Source organism: Mesorhizobium sp. WSM3859, assembly GCF_002295065.1.
GTDB lineage: Bacteria > Pseudomonadota > Alphaproteobacteria > Rhizobiales > Rhizobiaceae > Mesorhizobium.
Map to the genome: position 1 here is coordinate 100446 of NZ_NSGG01000008.1, position 16237 is coordinate 116682.

17 protein-coding genes are annotated in these 16237 nt (G+C 64.1%); 10 read left to right on the top strand and 7 right to left on the bottom strand.

Annotation, left to right across the window (positions count from 1 at the left end):
• Positions 1-19 precede the first annotated feature (19 nt).
• The 6 genes from CK230_RS18435 to CK230_RS18460 are packed head-to-tail and all read left to right on the top strand — an operon-like array spanning position 20 to position 5842.
• On the top strand, positions 20-943 hold the full coding sequence (locus tag CK230_RS18435) for a MoxR family ATPase (protein ID WP_095818559.1): 924 nt from the start codon (positions 20-22) through the stop codon (positions 941-943).
• A gap of 5 nt (positions 944-948) precedes the next feature.
• Positions 949-2199 carry a VWA domain-containing protein gene (locus CK230_RS18440; RefSeq protein WP_176480143.1) on the top strand — a complete coding sequence of 417 codons (1251 nt, stop codon included), beginning with the start codon at positions 949-951 and terminating at the stop codon, positions 2197-2199.
• Positions 2200-2256: 57 nt separating this feature from the next.
• Positions 2257-2595: an XdhC family protein gene (locus tag CK230_RS18445; RefSeq protein WP_095818560.1), complete on the top strand. Its 339-nt coding sequence runs from the start codon at positions 2257-2259 to the stop codon at positions 2593-2595.
• Between the two features lie 5 nt (positions 2596-2600).
• Positions 2601-3305 (top strand): XdhC family protein, encoded by a 705-nt coding sequence (locus CK230_RS18450; RefSeq protein WP_095818561.1) that lies wholly within the window; start codon positions 2601-2603, stop codon positions 3303-3305.
• Positions 3302-4918 carry a molybdopterin-binding/glycosyltransferase family 2 protein gene (locus tag CK230_RS18455; protein ID WP_095818562.1) on the top strand — a complete coding sequence of 539 codons (1617 nt, stop codon included), beginning with the start codon at positions 3302-3304 and terminating at the stop codon, positions 4916-4918. The genes CK230_RS18450 and CK230_RS18455 overlap by 4 nt, the downstream gene beginning before the upstream one ends.
• Before the next feature lie 33 nt (positions 4919-4951).
• Positions 4952-5842, top strand: coding sequence for an alpha/beta hydrolase (locus tag CK230_RS18460; RefSeq protein WP_095818738.1), 891 nt, complete (start codon positions 4952-4954; stop codon positions 5840-5842).
• A gap of 12 nt (positions 5843-5854) precedes the next feature.
• Here the strand turns inward: CK230_RS18460 and CK230_RS18465 are convergent, their stop codons facing one another.
• Complete coding sequence (locus tag CK230_RS18465) at positions 5855-6904, bottom strand: DUF1176 domain-containing protein (RefSeq protein WP_095818563.1); 1050 nt, start codon at positions 6902-6904, stop codon at positions 5855-5857.
• A 142-nt stretch (positions 6905-7046) separates the two neighbouring features.
• Here CK230_RS18465 and CK230_RS18470 point away from each other — a divergent pair, with 142 nt between their 5' ends.
• Entirely contained in the window at positions 7047-7553 is a 507-nt protein-coding gene (locus CK230_RS18470) for a DUF1993 family protein (RefSeq protein ID WP_095818564.1), read from the top strand.
• 49 nt (positions 7554-7602) lie between these two features.
• Here CK230_RS18470 and CK230_RS18475 read toward each other — a convergent pair whose 3' ends face one another.
• Entirely contained in the window at positions 7603-7767 is a 165-nt protein-coding gene (locus CK230_RS18475) for a DUF1127 domain-containing protein (RefSeq protein WP_095818565.1), read from the bottom strand.
• Between the two features lie 385 nt (positions 7768-8152).
• Between CK230_RS18475 and CK230_RS18480 the strand changes: the two genes are divergently transcribed.
• The 3 genes from CK230_RS18480 (at position 8153) to CK230_RS18490 (ending at position 11091) form a co-directional block, all read left to right on the top strand.
• Positions 8153-8611: a hypothetical protein gene (locus CK230_RS18480; RefSeq protein ID WP_095818739.1), complete on the top strand. Its 459-nt coding sequence runs from the start codon at positions 8153-8155 to the stop codon at positions 8609-8611.
• Between the two features lie 108 nt (positions 8612-8719).
• Positions 8720-9787 (top strand): aldo/keto reductase, encoded by a 1068-nt coding sequence (locus CK230_RS18485; RefSeq protein ID WP_095818566.1) that lies wholly within the window; start codon positions 8720-8722, stop codon positions 9785-9787.
• 35 nt (positions 9788-9822) lie between these two features.
• Entirely contained in the window at positions 9823-11091 is a 1269-nt protein-coding gene (locus CK230_RS18490; RefSeq protein ID WP_095818567.1) for a cysteine desulfurase-like protein, read from the top strand.
• Between the two features lies 1 nt (position 11092).
• On the opposite strand, the gene CK230_RS18495 is transcribed toward CK230_RS18490, so the two are convergent.
• The 5 genes from CK230_RS18495 to CK230_RS18515 are packed head-to-tail and all read right to left on the bottom strand — an operon-like array spanning position 11093 to position 16180.
• Positions 11093-12121, bottom strand: coding sequence for a histone deacetylase family protein (locus CK230_RS18495; protein WP_095818568.1), 1029 nt, complete (start codon positions 12119-12121; stop codon positions 11093-11095).
• A complete protein-coding gene (locus CK230_RS18500; protein WP_095818569.1) occupies positions 12118-12627 on the bottom strand; it encodes a GNAT family N-acetyltransferase in 510 nt (169 codons plus the stop codon). Before CK230_RS18500 ends, CK230_RS18495 begins: the two co-directional genes overlap by 4 nt.
• Positions 12628-12629: 2 nt before the next feature.
• Positions 12630-13139: a DUF523 domain-containing protein gene (locus tag CK230_RS18505; RefSeq protein ID WP_095818570.1), complete on the bottom strand. Its 510-nt coding sequence runs from the start codon at positions 13137-13139 to the stop codon at positions 12630-12632.
• A 24-nt stretch (positions 13140-13163) separates the two neighbouring features.
• A complete protein-coding gene (locus CK230_RS18510) occupies positions 13164-14531 on the bottom strand; it encodes an aspartate aminotransferase family protein (RefSeq protein ID WP_095818571.1) in 1368 nt (455 codons plus the stop codon).
• Complete coding sequence (locus tag CK230_RS18515; RefSeq protein ID WP_095818572.1) at positions 14528-16180, bottom strand: N,N-dimethylformamidase beta subunit family domain-containing protein; 1653 nt, start codon at positions 16178-16180, stop codon at positions 14528-14530. Before CK230_RS18515 ends, CK230_RS18510 begins: the two co-directional genes overlap by 4 nt.
• Positions 16181-16237: the final 57 nt, after the last annotated feature.

Consider the following 16237-nt stretch of genomic DNA (forward strand, 5'->3'; position numbering starts at 1 on the left):
CGGGATCCACGGAGACGAGATGACCGCGCCGCGCCCAGCGCCGAAGTCGATCGACGAAACGCTCGAACTTTTGACCGGCGCGGATTATGTCGCGGACCGTTCGCTGGCGACCGTGCTGTTTCTTTCACTGCGCATGAAGCGGCCCTTGTTCCTCGAAGGCGAGGCGGGCGTCGGCAAGACCGAGATCGCCAAGGTGCTGGCCGACGCGCTCGGTCGCCGGCTGATCCGCCTGCAGTGTTATGAAGGGCTCGACGTTTCCTCGGCCGTTTATGAGTGGAATTATGCCGCGCAGATGATCGAGATCCGCATGGAGGAGGCGGCCGGCAAGGTCGTGCGCTCCGACATGGAGCGCAACGTCTTTTCCGAAAAATACCTGATCCGCCGCCCGGTGCTCGATGCGCTGACCGGCAAGGCCGGTGCCGCGCCGGTGTTCCTGATCGATGAGCTTGACCGCACCGACGAAGCCTTTGAGGCGTTCCTGCTTGAGATCCTGTCGGACTTCCAGGTCACGGTTCCCGAGCTTGGCACGATAAAGGCTGAAGAGCCGCCGATCGTCATCATCACCACCAACCGCACGCGCGAGATCCACGATGCGCTGAAGCGGCGCTGCCTCTATCACTGGGTCGATTATCCGAACGCTGAGCGCGAGCTGGAGATCGTTCGGCGCAAGGTGCCGCAGGCGAACCGCCGGCTGTCGGCGGAGGTCGTGTCCTTCATCCAGAAGCTTCGCCAGGTCGAACTGTTCAAGGCGCCAGGCGTTGCCGAAACCATCGATTGGGCCGGTGCGCTGACCGAACTCGACAAGGTGGCGCTCGATCCGGAGACCGTGTCGGACACGATCGGCGTGCTTTTGAAATACCAGGACGACATCGCCCGTATCGGCGAAGGCGAGGGCCGGCGCATCCTCAATGAGGTGAAGGCCGAGCTTTCGGCGGCGGAGTAAGTGCGATGCCCGTGCCGCGTCCGGAACCCAAAGAGGCGGTCGCCGATGGGCGTATTGCCGACAACATTGTCTATTTCGCCCGTGCCTTGCGCAAGGCCGGCATGCGCGTCGGGCCGGCTTCGGTAAAGGATGCCATCGAGGCGGTGCTGGCCGCCGGCATCGGCTCGCGCGACGATTTCTACTGGACGCTGCATGCGGTGCTGGTCTCGCGGCACGAGGACCATCCGGTCTTCGACGAGGCCTTCCGCCTGTTCTGGAAATCGCGCGAGCTGATCGAGAAGCTGCTGGCAATGTTCTCGCCGGTCGCGCCGGACAACGCTGAAAAGCAGAAGCCGCGGGCGGCCGAGAACCGCGTCAGCCAGGCGATGTTCGAGGGCCACCAGAAAAATCAGCCGGCGCGGGAAGTGCCGGAGATCGAGGTCGATGCGCGGATGACTTTTTCCGGCAACGAGGTGCTGCGCGGCAAGGATTTCGCCCAGATGGACGCCGGCGAAATAGCCGAGGCCAAAAAGGCGATCATGGCCTTGCAACTTCCCTTCGATCTTGTCCGCACACGGCGCTTCAAGGGCGATGCGCAGGGGCGCCGCATCGATCCGCGCGCCATGATGCGCTCGGCCGCGCGCACCGGCGGTGAGCTTATCCTGCCGAAATTCCGCTCGCAGCGCGAAGTGCATCCGCCGCTGGTGGTGCTTGCCGACATTTCCGGCTCGATGAGCCAGTACACGCGCATCTTCCTGCATTTCCTGCATGCGCTGACCGAAAAGCGCCGGCGCGTGCACGCCTTCGTCTTCGGCACGCGGCTCACCAATCTGACCCGCCAGATGCGCCATCGCGATCCCGACGAGGCGCTGGCCGAATGCTCGGCGGCGGTGAAGGACTGGTCGGGCGGCACCCGCATCGGCGACACGCTCGCCGAATTCAACCGGTTGTGGTCAAGGCGCGTGCTCGGGCAGGGCGCCGTGGTGCTTTTGATCACCGACGGGCTGGAGCGCGACGACGTCACCGGCCTGTCGCAGGAGATGGAGCGGCTGCATAAATCATGCCGGCGGCTGATCTGGCTTAATCCGCTGTTGCGCTTCGACGGCTTCGAGGCGCGGGCCCGTGGCGTGAAGGCGATGCTACCCTATGTCGACGAGTTTCGGGCAGTGCATAATCTCGACGCGCTGGCCGATCTTTGCGCCTCTCTCGACCAGCGGCCGGCGGCCTCGGTCGATCCGCGCCGCTGGTTGCAAACTGGCGGGAGGCGTGCCGCGTAGCCATATGCTCTGCCAGGGAATGTCCCGGCGGGAAAACAGACTTTGCGAGAAGCGACGATGGATGAGAGCATTTATCTCGATGAGGCCCGCGATCCCCTGATCATCGCGGAAGGCTGGATGAAGGACGGCAAGGATGTCGCCATCGCGACCGTGGTCGAGACCTGGGGTTCGGCGCCGCGTCCGATCGGCAGCCATCTTGTCATCGACGCCGAAGGGAATTTCCACGGCTCTGTCTCCGGCGGCTGCGTCGAGGGCGCCGTGGTGACGGAGGCGATGGACGTCATCGGCTCGGGCAAGGCCAGGATGCTGGAGTTCGGCGTCGCCGACGAAACGGCCTGGCAGGTGGGGCTGTCCTGCGGCGGCCGCATCAAGGTCTATGTCGAAAGGCTGGGCTGACCGCAGTGGATCCGTACGTTCTAAAGACCATCAATGAAGAACGCCGCGCCCGCCGCGCCGCGGTGCTTGTCACCGATCTCGGCGACGGGCGGGATCGCATCGTGCGCGAAGGCGACCCTGTCGCGGGCGATCTTGGAACAGCGATCGCCAATGCGTTCCGCACCGGCAATTCAGGGTCTGTGGAGGCGGAAGGGCGGACTTTCTTTCTCAACGCGCATCTGCCGCGCCCGCGCCTCGTGGTGATCGGCGCCGTGCATATCAGCCAGGCGCTGGCGCCGATGGCCAGGATCGCCGGCTATCCCGTCGAGATCATCGATCCGCGCACCGCCTTCGCCACGCCGGAACGCTTTCCCGACGTCGCGCTGCATGCCGAATGGCCGGAGGATGTGCTGAAGCGCGCGCCGCTCGACGGCTACACCGCGCTTGCGGCCGTCACCCACGACCCGAAGATCGACGATTTCGCGCTGAAGGCGGCGCTCGACGCCCGCTGCTTCTATGTCGGGGCGCTCGGCAGCCGCAAGACCCACGCCAAGCGTGTCGAGCGCCTGCTGGCGCTCGGCGCCGGCGCCGACCAGATCGCCCGCATCCATGCGCCGATCGGCCTCGACATCGGTGCGGCAAGTCCGGCCGAGATCGCTGTCGCCGTCCTTGCGCAGACCATCCACGCCTTCCGCTCGCGCGGCCTCGAAACAAAAGGCGCAGTGGCGTGAAATTCGGACCGGTTCCGATCGACGAGGCTGAAGGGGCGGTGCTGGCGCATGCGACGGCCGCGGGCGAAAAGCGGTTCCGCAAGGCGCACCGGCTGAGCCGCGAGGATATCGCGGCGCTCAAGGCGGCGGGCATCGGCGAAGTCGTCGCAGCAGTTCTTGACCGGGACGATCTCGGCGAGGATGCCGCCGCCGCGAAGATCGCGTCCGCCATGAGCCACCGCAATATCGAGGTCAAGCCGGCCGCCACCGGACGGGTGAACCTGCATGCAGCCGCCTCGGGCGTGTTTACCGTCGATGCCGGGATGATCGATGCCATCAATGCCGTCGATCCGGCGATCACCATCGCGACGCTGGCGCAGCATGCACCGGTCGAGAAAGGCCAGATGGTCGCGACGGTGAAGATCATCCCCTTTGCCGTCGCCGCAAGCCTGGTGGACAGCGTGGTGAGAATCTGCGCCGGCCGCGAGATCTTTGCGGTCAACGCCTACCGCCCGATCAATGTCGGCGTCATTCAGACGGTGCTTCCCGGCGTGAAGCCGAGCGTGCTGGACAAGACGCTGCGCGTCACCGAGGCGCGGCTGGCGCGTTCCGGCGGCCGGCTGACGGCCGAGCGGCGCACGCCGCATGAGGTGGCGCCCGTCGCCGCGGCCGCGACCCAGCTGGCGCGCGACAACGACATGGTGGTGATCTTCGGCGCCTCGGCGATGAGCGATTTCGCCGATGTCGTGCCGGCCGCGATCGAGCGTGCCGGGGGTACCGTCGTCCGCGCGGGCATGCCGGTCGATCCCGGCAATCTGCTGGTGCTCGGAACACTCGACGGCAAGCGCGTCGTCGGCGCACCCGGATGCGCGCGCAGCCCGAAGGAGAACGGCTTCGACTGGGTGCTCGATCGCCTGATTGCCGGGCTCGATGTGACGGCCCGCGATATTGCCGGCATGGGTGTCGGCGGGCTTCTGATGGAAATTGCGACCAGGCCGCAGCCGCGCGAGCCGGCGCCGCAGCCGACAAGGTTGGCGCTGAAGGTCGATATCGTGCTTCTGGCCGCCGGCCGCTCGAGCCGCATGGGCGGCCCGAATAAGCTTCTGGCGCTGTTCGACGGCGAACCTTTGGTGCGCCGCACCGTCGGGCGCGCACTGGGCTCGAAGGCCGCCACTACCATCGTCGTCACCGGTCATCAGCGTGAGCGGGTACGTTCCGCGCTTGGAGGCCTTGAGGTGAAACTAGCCGACAATCCCGATTTCGCCGATGGCCTGGCCTCGTCCTTGAAGGCGGGCATTGCGAGGGTCGCGCCTGACGCGGCCGGCGCCATGATCGTGCTCGGCGACATGCCCGGCGTTTCGTCGAATGACCTCGACAGCCTGATCGATGCGTTCCGCCGTTCCGGCGGCCATGCGGTCGTGCGCGCCTCGCACCAGGGCAAGCGGGGCAATCCGGTGCTTTTGCCGCGATCGCTTTTCGCGGCGGTCGCGCAGCTCGAGGGCGATACAGGCGCGCGCCATCTGGTCGAAGCCGAGGGTCACTACGTCATCGATGTCGAGATCGGGCAGGGCGCCTCGATCGATGTCGACACGCGCGAGGCGCTGGAAGGGGCTGGCGGCGTGCTGCAGGATTGACAAAGCAGAGCCGAATTTCGCATGCCTCTCGGCATGTCATTGCGCTTCCTCTTCGCCCTGCTCGTTGCAACCGGTCTTACCGTCCAGGCTGCCCATAGCCAGACGCTTTCGCTAAAACCGTTCAAGGACGACCTCTTCGCCTATCCGGCGGCGCTGTCCACCGGCGACAACGGCGCCTACACGGTGCTCGACTATCATGAGATGCGCGACATCAACCAGCGCGACGAGGTGCCGGAAAAGCGCGTTCGCGCCCAATACACCGATCCCGGCGTGCGCAAGGTGCAGCAGGACCTGATGTTGAAGACCGACGCCGGCGACATCAGGCATGTGGCGGTCGGCCGGACGGAAGGCGCTTCCATCATCGTGCTCTACCTGCACGGGCAAGGCGGCAGCCGCAAGCAAGGCGTCGACGATTTTACTTTCGGCGGCAACTTCAACCGCATCAAGAACCTGATGGCCGCCAACAACGGTCTTTATCTCTCGCCTGATTTTCCCGATTTCGGTGACAAGGGCGCGGCGCAGGTCGCTGCATTGATCGATCACTATGCCCAGACATCGCCGGGCGCGAAAATCTTCGTCGCCTGCGGCTCGATGGGCGGCATGATCTGCTGGAAGCTCGCCGCGCGCAACGATACCGGACGGCGCATAAACGGGCTGCTGCTGCTCGGCTCGCTGTGGGACGAGAGCTTTTTCTCGAGCCCTGCTTTCAGGCGCCATGTGCCGGTTTTCTTCGGACAGGGCAGCCATGATGTGGTTTTTCCGGTGGAGAAGCAGGAGGCTTTCTTCCGCTCCGTCATCGCCAAATCGAAAGCCTATCCGTATCCGACCCGCTTCGTGCGCTTCGAGACCGGCACGCATGGCACGCCGATCCGCATGGTGGACTGGCGCGGCACGCTGAACTGGATGCTGACGAAGGCGCCGTGACCTTCCGAGGAATTATGGCGCGGTGTTGTAGTCGATGATCGTCTGCGGATTGATCTCGCCGTCATAGGAAGCATCGACGTCGTACTGGACGAGCGAGAAGTCACCGTTGCGGAACAGATAGGTCCCCGATGACGAGGCATCGCCGACACCACGCCATTTGTCGGATGTGGTGATGGTTTTCGTATTCTCGTCATAGTCCGAGTTGGTCGCCCAGCCGCTGGTCTTGAAACCTATGATGTGGATCGACTCGACCTTGCCTTCGCTGTTGTTGTTCTCGTAGCGGATATCGAGATCCGGCTCGGTGAACTGCAACTGGGTCACGCCGTTGACGTCGTCAGCGATGTAGTAGACCGCCGTCTCGTTGTAGGCGGCCATCGAGCAGAAGAAGCGGAACAACCGCGTCTCGCGCTCCGGGTCGGCGGCTTGAGCGTCCTTGTCCTTGTAGTGGATCGAATGGGCCTCGGGCTCACCGATCGGCTTGCCGTCGGGATCCTGTTTGTCGCACTGCCCGCCATAAGTGGCGAGAAACGCCTTCCTGGCCTGTTCCAGCGCTTCGTCCTTCTTCGGCGGTGGCGGGCCGTCGCCGCAGCTTGCCGGCACGGCGCTGTCGAAATCCTCCGTCGACGGCTTCAGCGCGCCCTTGTCGATGAACATCGGTTGGAAAGGCGGCTCCTGGACCTGCGCATTGACCTGGCGGACCGTGTAGCAGCCGGCGAAAACCTTGGCCTCGCCCTTCTTGTCGGTCGCCTGGATGGCGACCGGGACGCTGTAATAGATGCTGCCGGCGGCACCTTCGTCCGATACAGCGCCGGTCTTGACTTCAACGGTATCGGTGCCGTCGTAGCCTTTCACGAAAGCGTTGAAATCCTTAGCCGGCTTCGTATCGCCGAAATAACCCCAGGCGCGGGCGAATTCGTGGCGATTGATGGCGCTGTAAAGCGAGCGGATGACGGCGTCGGCGCTGGACCTGTCGTCGATATAGGGGGCGTCCGCCGCAGGTGCGGAATGCGCGAAGCCGGCCAGTGAGAGAATGACGATCGCTGCGAAAACGGCTCTTTTCATCGAATCCTCCGCTCGGTAACAAAAATACTACCACGGCGATTGCGGCGGCGCGGTGACGCGGAGGGTATCACCACTTGAAGAATCCTGGCCGGAAGCGCTAGTTCACGGCCCGCGGCGCTGGGGCCGCCTGGGGAGATTATCGGTGACCATTTCCATGTACGACATATCGGTTGGCGTCTTTTCCGCCCGGCTGAAGGCGCTGGCCAGCGTGCTGACGGCGGCGGAGCAGAATGCCAGCGAGCGCAAGATCGATCCGCAGGTGTTCCTCACGGCGCGGCTGGCGCCGGACATGTTTGCGCTGGCCAGACAGGTCCAGATCGCCACCGACCATGCCAAGGGCGCGCCGTCGCGGCTCGCCGGCCGCGAGGTGCCGAAATATGAGGATAATGAAGCGAGCTTTGCCGAGCTGCAGGCCCGAATCGCCAAGACGCTCGATCATCTGGCGACGTTCGCGGCGGCCGATCTGGAAGCTTCGGAGGACCGGACGATCGAATTAAGGCTTGGCGGGCGCGAAACCACGCTGCCCGGCCTGCAGTACCTGCTGCATGTCGCGATGCCGAATTTCTATTTCCACGTCACGACCGCCTACGACATCCTGCGCCACAACGGCGTGCCGCTCGGCAAGCAGACATTTTTGGGAAATCGCTGACTTTTTGATGACTTTGAGGTTTCCCGGCAGCCCGGGAAACCTCTTTGGTTCAGCGGGCCGACATCTCGCGCGCGATGCGCGGAAAATCCGCTGGCTTGATGCCGATATCGGCGCGGTCGGCATTGCTCATCGCGTTCAGAAGCGCGAGCGCCGCGCGGTAGCGCTGGTGCTCCTGCGGCCGTGGCCGAGCGAACATTTCAGTGAAGAACCCCATGACAGTTGCCCCTGTTGGTCCTCCCGACAACAAAATATAATCGATTTGTTAAAATTGTGCAGTGCAGCAATTGCATGGCTGCCATGCCGCATCAGATTTTTCGGACACAATCGATTTTTCGTGAAACTTTCCGGTGGGCTCGACCGTAGGGGCCTATGCCGGCCCATGGCTGGCTTTTTCCTCGCCACTCCTGGCGACCTTGCCGGACTGCACGAAAATGCGGTCCGGCTTTTTTACTTGATGGCTCCGGCAGGCAAAATGCCTGCAATTGTTAACGTCGCCAGAAGTCATTTTTAACGAGGGCGCCCTATTTTCAGTGGCATCAACGCACGCCGTCACGAGGGAGGCTGAGATCGGCACCGGTAACAAGCTCGATTTCGCTTCGTTGCTCGACGAACTGATCGTCGCCTCGGAAAAAGGCGAGGAAGAGGGGGCCCGGCCGTCTATCCCGTTCGACTATCTGTCCGTTGCCGATGAACTTCATTCCGGCCGCATCAAGGTCGCGAGCGAAAGTGTCGCCGCCGAATATCGCGAGTCCGCCGCCGACCTTGCCGCGGAGTTCACAGCACTTCTCGACCAGGCAAAGCTGTCGCTCGCGGGTGAAGAGCATCGACCTCAGGAGCAGCTGCCGTCGATCGATCCCGAAGCAATTGCCGGCGAGCTCGGCCTCGACCGCCCGGCTAAAAATGCCGATTTCGGCCGCATCCGGCGCAATTTCGCTTTCGCCAACCATCCAGATCGGGTCGCGCCGCATCTGCGCCAGCGCGCCATGATCCGCATGCAGGTCGCCAACATGCTGATCGACGAGGCCAAGCGGCGGGCCTTGGCCGCCACCCGTCGATAACAGTCACGCAAAAGTCGAAGACAGCGGGCTTGGAGAAGCCCAAGCCTTTGCTTTATGCTTGACTTTCCTCCCCGCGCTGTCCGCGCAACCTCCCGCCGGAGAAATCCCATGCATAAACGCCGCCTCGGTCGGACCGACCTCCTTGTTTCGCAAATCTGCCTCGGCTCGATGACCTGGGGTCAGCAGAACACCGAAGCGGAGGGCCACGCGCAGATGGATCTGGCGTTCTCACGCGGCGTGAATTTCATCGACACCGCGGAGCTTTACCCGATCCCGCCCAAGGCGGAGACGCAAGGGCGGACCGAGAAGACCATCGGCAGCTGGATGAAGGCCAATCGCAACCGCGACAAGGTCATCCTTGCCTCTAAGGTGGTCGGCCGCACGGCCAACACATGGTTTCGCGGCGATCGTCCGTCGAAGCTGGTGCGCGCCGACATTTTCGACGCGGTCGAGAAATCGCTGGCCAAGCTCGGCACCGATTATATCGACCTCTACCAGATCCACTGGCCGGACCGGGACATTCCGTGGGGCTCGAATCCGACGCGCGTCGGGGCGGTGGCGCGCCGGCCCGACGCCGCGGGCACGCCCGACGACGAGACGCCGATAGCCGAAACGCTCGCCGTTTTCGAGGAACTGGTGAAAGCCGGAAAGATCCGCCATCTCGGCCTCTCTAACGAAAGCTCCTGGGGCGTCATGCGCTTCGTCTTCGAAGCCGAAAAGGGCGCGGGTCCGCGCGTCGCCTCGCTGCAGAACGCCTATAACCTCGTCAACCGGACCTTCGAAGTGAACCTTGCCGAAGTCTGCGAGCGCGAGCAGATCGCGTTCCTTCCCTATTCGCCGCTAGCCCAGGGCTATCTCACCGGCAAATACGATCATGGCGCGCGGCCGCAGGGTTCGCGCTCGCAGCTCTTCAACCGCGGTCAGCGCTACGAGACGCCGAATGCGGCGGAAGTGCTGCTTCAATACAATGAGCTGGCGCGCTCGTTCGGCATGGAGCCGGCGCTTTTCGCCAATGCCTATGTGACAAGCCGGCGCTTCGTCACCGCGAACATCGTCGGCGCGACCACGACAGCGCAGCTCGAGACGGCGCTGTCCTCGGCCGACATCATCTGGACGGAAGAGATGCAGAAGGCAGTCGACGCCATCCACCAGTGCGTCGGCAATCCGTGTCCGTGAGCGAGAATCGATTGAAAAACAAAAGGGTGGAGAGGATGGCAGAGTTTCCGATCGAGGCCGTGCGCGGCAGATTTCCGGCGCTTTCGCTGACCGATAAAGGGCGCCGGCGCATCTATCTCGACAATCCGGCCGGCACGCAGGTGCCGCAGGCCGTGGCGGATGCGGTGTCGCGCTGCCTGCTCTCGACCAACGCCAATCTCGGCGGCTTCTTCGAAACGACGGTCGCGGCGCAGCAGGTGGTCGATGGGGCGCATGCCGCGATGGCCGATTTCCTCAACGCCGCCAGCCCCGAGGAGATCGTCATCGGCGCCAATATGACGACGCTGACCTACCACATGTCGCGGACGCTTGGCCGCATGATGACGCCGGGCGACGAGATCATCGTCACGCGCATGGATCACGAGAGCAATGTCTCGCCCTGGCTGCAGCTCGCCGAGGATCTTGGCCTGGTCGTGCGCTTCCTGCCGTTCGACGAGCGGAGCTGGCAGGTGGAGGAGGCAGCGCTGAAGGCGCTGCTTTCGGACAAGACGCGGCTCGTGGCGTTGAACTATGCCTCGAACCTCACCGGCTCGATCAATCGTGTGCAGGCCCTGACCGCAATCGCCAGGCAGGCCGGCGCGCTGGTCTATGTCGACGCCGTGCAGTTCGCGCCGCACGGACTGATCGACGTGCAGGCGCTCGGCTGCGATTTCCTGATCTGCTCGGCCTATAAATTCTTCGGGCCGCATATGGGCATATTGTGGGGGCGCCGCGACGTCATCGACGGCCTTAAACCTTACAAATGCCGCTGTTCGTCGAACGGGCTGCCGGAGCGGTTCGAGCTCGGCACGCCGCAGATCGAGCTGATGGCCGGGCTGACAGCGGCCATCGACTATTTCGCCGATCTCGGCGCGGCCGCCGGCGAGGGCGGGTTGCGGCGGCAGCTGATTGCCAAGGCTTTCGACGTGTCGATCGCTTACGAGAATAGGCTTGCCCGGCAATTAATCGAAGGCCTTTCCGATATCGAGGGCCTGGTCATCCGCGGCATCACCGATCCGCAACGCCTCGCCGAGCGGGTACCAACCGTTTCCTTCACCGTCGTGGGCATCGCGCCGGAAACGATCGTGCGGCAGATGAACGCCGAAAACATCTTCCTGTGGTCGGGCCATAATTATGCGTGGGAGATCGTCCACCAGCTCGGCATACCGGCCGAGCAGGGCGTCGTGCGCATCGGCATTGCCCACTACAACACGGCAGCCGAGATCGAGGAGACGCTGGAGAGCGTCCACCGCGTGATCGCGATGCTTAGGCAGCAGCGACCTTGAGTTAGCGCTGCTTACCGCCGAAGCCGGTCAGGAACGCGGTGAGGTTGTCGCCGAGCGCATCGCAGAGATAGCCGCCTTCCTGGACGATGACGGTCGGCAGTCCCAGCCCAGCAATCGCTTCGCCGATGCGCGAGAAGCCTGGGGTCGTCACCGACAGGCCGCCGAACGGATCGCCCTCGAAAGCGTCGAGGCCGAGCGCCACTACAAGCGCCTCTGGCGCGAAGGCTTGGATGCGCTGGAAAGCCGTCGCCAGCGCTTCGAGGAAGGCCGCGTCGCCTGATTTGCGCGGCAGCGGCAGGTTGAGATTGTAGCCGAGACCGGGGCCTTCGCCGCGTTCGTCGGCATAGCCCCAGAAGAAGGGATAGAAGCGCACCGGATCGGCGTGCAGCGAGACGGTCAGCACGTCGGGGCGGGCGTAGAAGATGCCTTGCGTGCCGTTGCCGTGATGCAGGTCGACATCGAGGATGGCGACACGGGCGGCGCTTTTCCGGAGCACCTGCGCCGCGACCGCTGAATTGTTGATGAAGCAGAAGCCGCCGGCGACATCGGCGAAGGCATGGTGGCCGGGCGGCCGGCAGAGCGCATAGGCCGAAGGCGCGCCGGCCATCACCGCTTCAGCGGCTTCAACCGCGCTCCAGGCGCTCCACTGCGCGCTCTCCCAGGTTTCGGCCGAGATCGGGCAGGCGGTGTCGGCCATGTGGTAGCCTGCCTGGCCGACCGCCGAGGCCGGATAGGAGCCGTTGCGGGCGATCGGGTGGATGTTCGGAATGACTTCCGCCGAAGCGCCTTCGATGCGCTGCCAGCGCGAAAAGATGTGCTCGAGGAAGTCGAGATATTCAGGCGTATGCACCGCCGCGATCGGGCCAAGCCCATGATTGCTCGGACGTTCGACCGTCAAGCCGGCCGATCTTGCGCCGGATAACAATCTCTCGATCCGCTCCGGCTTTTCCGGGTTGGGCTGCGGCGCGCCGCTGGAGAGAAAAGCCTTGGGATCGTGGCGTTTCTGCTCCTCGGCATAGAAGGCTTTCATCGTCGTTCCTCCGGCGCGTCGGCAAAGGCGAAGAAGGCGTCGCCGACGATCTTGTGCACCTGTTCGTAACTCGACCAGCCGATGCCCAGTCTCTCGTAGAAGGCCTTGGCCGTCTCGTTGTCGGTGTCGACGGACAGCCTCAGATAAACGCCGCCCGCCGCGCGGCATTCCTTCGCGACGCGCCGCAGCAGCCTTTCGCCGATCCGGCGGCCGCGAAAACGGTCCTCGACATAAAGGTCCTGCACATAGACGCCGGGACGGCCCATCCAGGTCGAGAAGATCGGGAAATGCAGGCAAAGGCCGGCGAACTCGCCGCCGACCTCGGCGATGAGCGTCGAGAAGGCGGGTTTGTCGCCAAAGCCGTAGCGACGCAGATCGTCGGCGGTGGATTTGATCTCCTGGTGGGCGCCGATATGGGTGCTGAGGCGGAGTAGAGCGGCGTAGATCACTTCGACGTCGTCGATGGTGCCGGGGCGGAGCAGAATGTCGGTGGCCTGCTGCCGCATGGTCAGTCCGCATGTCCGGCGGCATTGGAGCCGGTCAACACATCGTCAAGCTCGCCGATCCTGTCTTCGGAAAAGACACGGATACCGTTTTCCTCGAGCAGCGCGGTGGTCGTGCCTTGGCCAGCCACGCGGGCCCCTGAAAAGCTCCCGTCATAAATGAAGTTGCTGCCACAGGACGGGCTGCCATCCGTCAATACGGCATAGCGGCATCCGGTTTCCCGGGCGAGGTCGAGCGCCAGTTGCCCGGCTTCGCGGTAAAGGTGGGTGACATCGCTGCCGGTTTGCTCGATCACTCTGCCATGGCCCTGCAGGACCGCATGGCCGTCGCCCGCGCTCTGGATTTCCGCCGGCGGACGCGGCGTCGAAAAACCGGCCGCAACCTCTGGACAGATCTGCACGATCCGGCCTTCCGACTGCCACCGCGCCAGTACGGGATGGTGGTCGAGCCGAAACGAGCCGTTGTAGCGCACCTTGCTGCCGAGCAGGCAGGCCGAGACAAGCACTCTCTCCATATCGGCTCCTCCCTTGGCGAGGGCTCAGTGATTGACCGGCAGGTCAAGTTCGGCGGCAAGTGCCTCCAGCGTATCGCCAAGTACCGCGATAATCTCGCCAATCTGTTCGCGGGTTGTGATCAAAGGCGGGCAGACCATGAAATTATCACTCACCGGCCCGCCGCGCACGCGCCGCGAGTAGATGATGAGTCCACGCTCGAAGGCCAGATCGATGAGCCGCAAATTGGCGTTGAGATTCTGTGGCAATGGCGTCCTGGCCAAGGGGTCGGCGTAGAGCTCCGCGCCCATGAACAGCCCCTTGCCCCGCACGTCGGCAATGAAAGGAAAGCGACCCGCCAGCGCTTCGAGTTCGCCCCTCAGCACTTCGCCCATGACGGCGGAATTCTCGACCAGGCCAAGGCGGTCGACCTCGCCGAGAACGGCAACGCCGGCCGCGCAGGCGACAGGATTGCCGCCATAGGTGTGGCCATGCAGGAAGCCGCCAGCCGCAACGACCGGCCCGACGATCCTCTCTGTCGCGGCAAGCGCCCCCAAGGGCGCATAGCCGGAACTCAACCCCTTCGACAGCGCGACGATATCCGGCCGGCAGCTCCAATGGTCGCCGCCCAGGAACCTGCCTGTGCGTCCGATGCCGGTCATCACCTCGTCGTGGATCAGCAGGATGCCGTAGCGGTCGCAGATCTCGCGGATCCGGGCAAAATAGCTGTCGGGCGGCACCAGCGCGGCGGTCGCCGCGCCGCCGATCGGCTCCATGATGAAAGCCAAAACGCTTTCGGGCCCTTGCTCCAGGATTTTTTCCTCAAGCATATCAGCGTAGCGGATGCCGCGCTCTTGCAGCGACAGATTATCTTGGTCGCGATGAACAAACGGGGTCGGCACCAACGGCATCGGCCGTCCGATCGAGTCGAATGGCTTGGTCAGGACATCGTCGCCGGTGACGGCGAGCGTGCCGAGCGTGACGCCGTGATAGGAGGGCATGCGACCTATTATTTTCCAGCGCTTGTCCTGGCCAGTCGCGACCGCCCATTGGCGCGCGAGCTTGAGGCAGGCCTCGACCGCCTCGGAACCGCCGGAAACGAGATAAATGCGTTCGAGCCCGTTCGGAAGCCGATCGGCAAGCTCCCGCGCCAGCGTGACGGCCTGTTCGTTCTCGAATTGAAAGATGTAGGCGAAGCTGACGCGGTCGAGCTGCCGCTTCATCGCATCGATGACGTTGCGATTGCCGTGACCGACATTGACATTGACCGCGCCGCTCGATCCATCGATGTAGCGGCGGCCGCTCTTGTCCCACAGATAGATGCCGTCGGCGCGATCCACCATCGGCCGGGGCCGGCGTGTGAAGTGGAAAAGGTTCGGCCGGCTGACGGTTTCGATGGACTGCGCAGTGCTCATTCGCCCCTCTCGTCTCGGCCGAGATAGCGGTCGAGAACATTTTTGGTCACGCGTTCGACCATCGCGTCCTGCCTTAGCAGGCCGGCGACCCATTCGCAGCTTCCGGCATGGAACACTTCGCCCTTGCCGCGCGGGAAATTGACGATCATGCCGTTGCCGCGCTTGACCTTGTCGAGATTTGCGTCGCTAGGCTCGCCGAACAAGGTCTCGGCGGTGAAGCGACCGTCCTCGTCGGTGAGGAACTGGTCCTCGATCGGGATGTCGGCGCTTTCCTCAACCTGGCTTGCCATGCCGACGGCCAACACCTGCAGGCCGTCCGGCGCGCCGCTCTCCGCAGTCGGGTAGGGCAGGCCGCCGCGTATCTCGAAATCGAGGCCGTCGACCTCATAGCCGTAGACATGGCTGTCGGCGCCGAGCAGGTCGCCGTAGTAGATGCCGGTGCCGGCGAAGGCCCAGTGCTCGGGGCGGTAGACCGGGAAGCCGCGCACGCCGCGCGGCGCGCAGCCGCCCCAGCCGGCATAGACGCCTCGCGTCGCATTGAGGCCGAAGGTGGCGCTGCCCGGACGTCCGATCTCGGGCGCTTCCCAGGAATTGGTGGCGCGGGTGACGTCACCGGCGCGATAGGTCGGGTCTTGTGCGCGCGCCTTGTATTTGTAGCAGACCTGGCGGCGGCCTTCGTCCTCCAGCCTCGTCTGCCACATGAAATTGCCGGCGAAGCGCGCCGCATGTCCGCCGCGCTCGACATAGTTGTCGACGGCGTCGCGCATCTCCCAGGTCCAGTATTCATCGTGCCCGACGAAGACGACGCAGTCGTAACCGTCGAGGATTTCGGGCGAGAAATGGAGCTCGTGCTGGCTGGCGAGATCGACCTGGTAGCCGGCGCGTTCGGCGAAGCGGAAGAAGTGACTGTCATAGCTCGCCCAGCCGGAGGAGGCATATTTCTTCGAATGTCCGGTGGCGAAGGCCCATTCCATATGCGGATAGCGCGGCACGGTTTTCGGCGGCACCGCGACTTCGAGCGGCACGCGGGGCGCGTTCTTGGGCAGCACGACGAAGCCGCGGCACCAGGGACGCTGCGTAGACACCATCGTCGCGTACTGATCGCGGTTCGGGCCGGTGATGCCTTGATAGTGGTTCGAGCCGCCCCAGGTGTTGTAGGCAAGCCAGGTGCCGGTCGCGGCCACCTGCAGCAGACGGCCGGGTTTCTTGCCGGGCAGGGGCGCGACGATGAAGAGATGGTGGCTGCGGATCGGATTGCCGTCACGGCCTTCGGCCGAGAGCGCGATGCGATAGGCGCCCGACCGCCAGTCGTCGCCGACACGGAATTCGAACGAAGCTTCCCAGCCGCAGCCGTCGACCGAGCATTGGTCGGGCGTGTCCTGCCAGCGCGCCGGCAGGCCCGATCCCTCGAAGACCTTGGTTTCGCCGTCGCCGTCGCGGATGACGGCAAGGCTGAAGTGCGGCGCCGACGAACTGACGAAAAGCGTGACTATCTCGCCCGGACGATAGGAAAACCGGTCGCTGTAGCCCCAAATCTCACCGCGCTCACCATCCATCCCCGGCCATTCGTAATAATGGCCGCGTACCGCCTCGCGGCGCTGCTCGGGCGTCAGCCCGAAATCGGGAAATTCGGTGGGCAATTGCGTCAAGGAACACCTGAGATCACGAAGCCGTCATTGAGACCATCGGCCGGCCAAGCGTCAAAT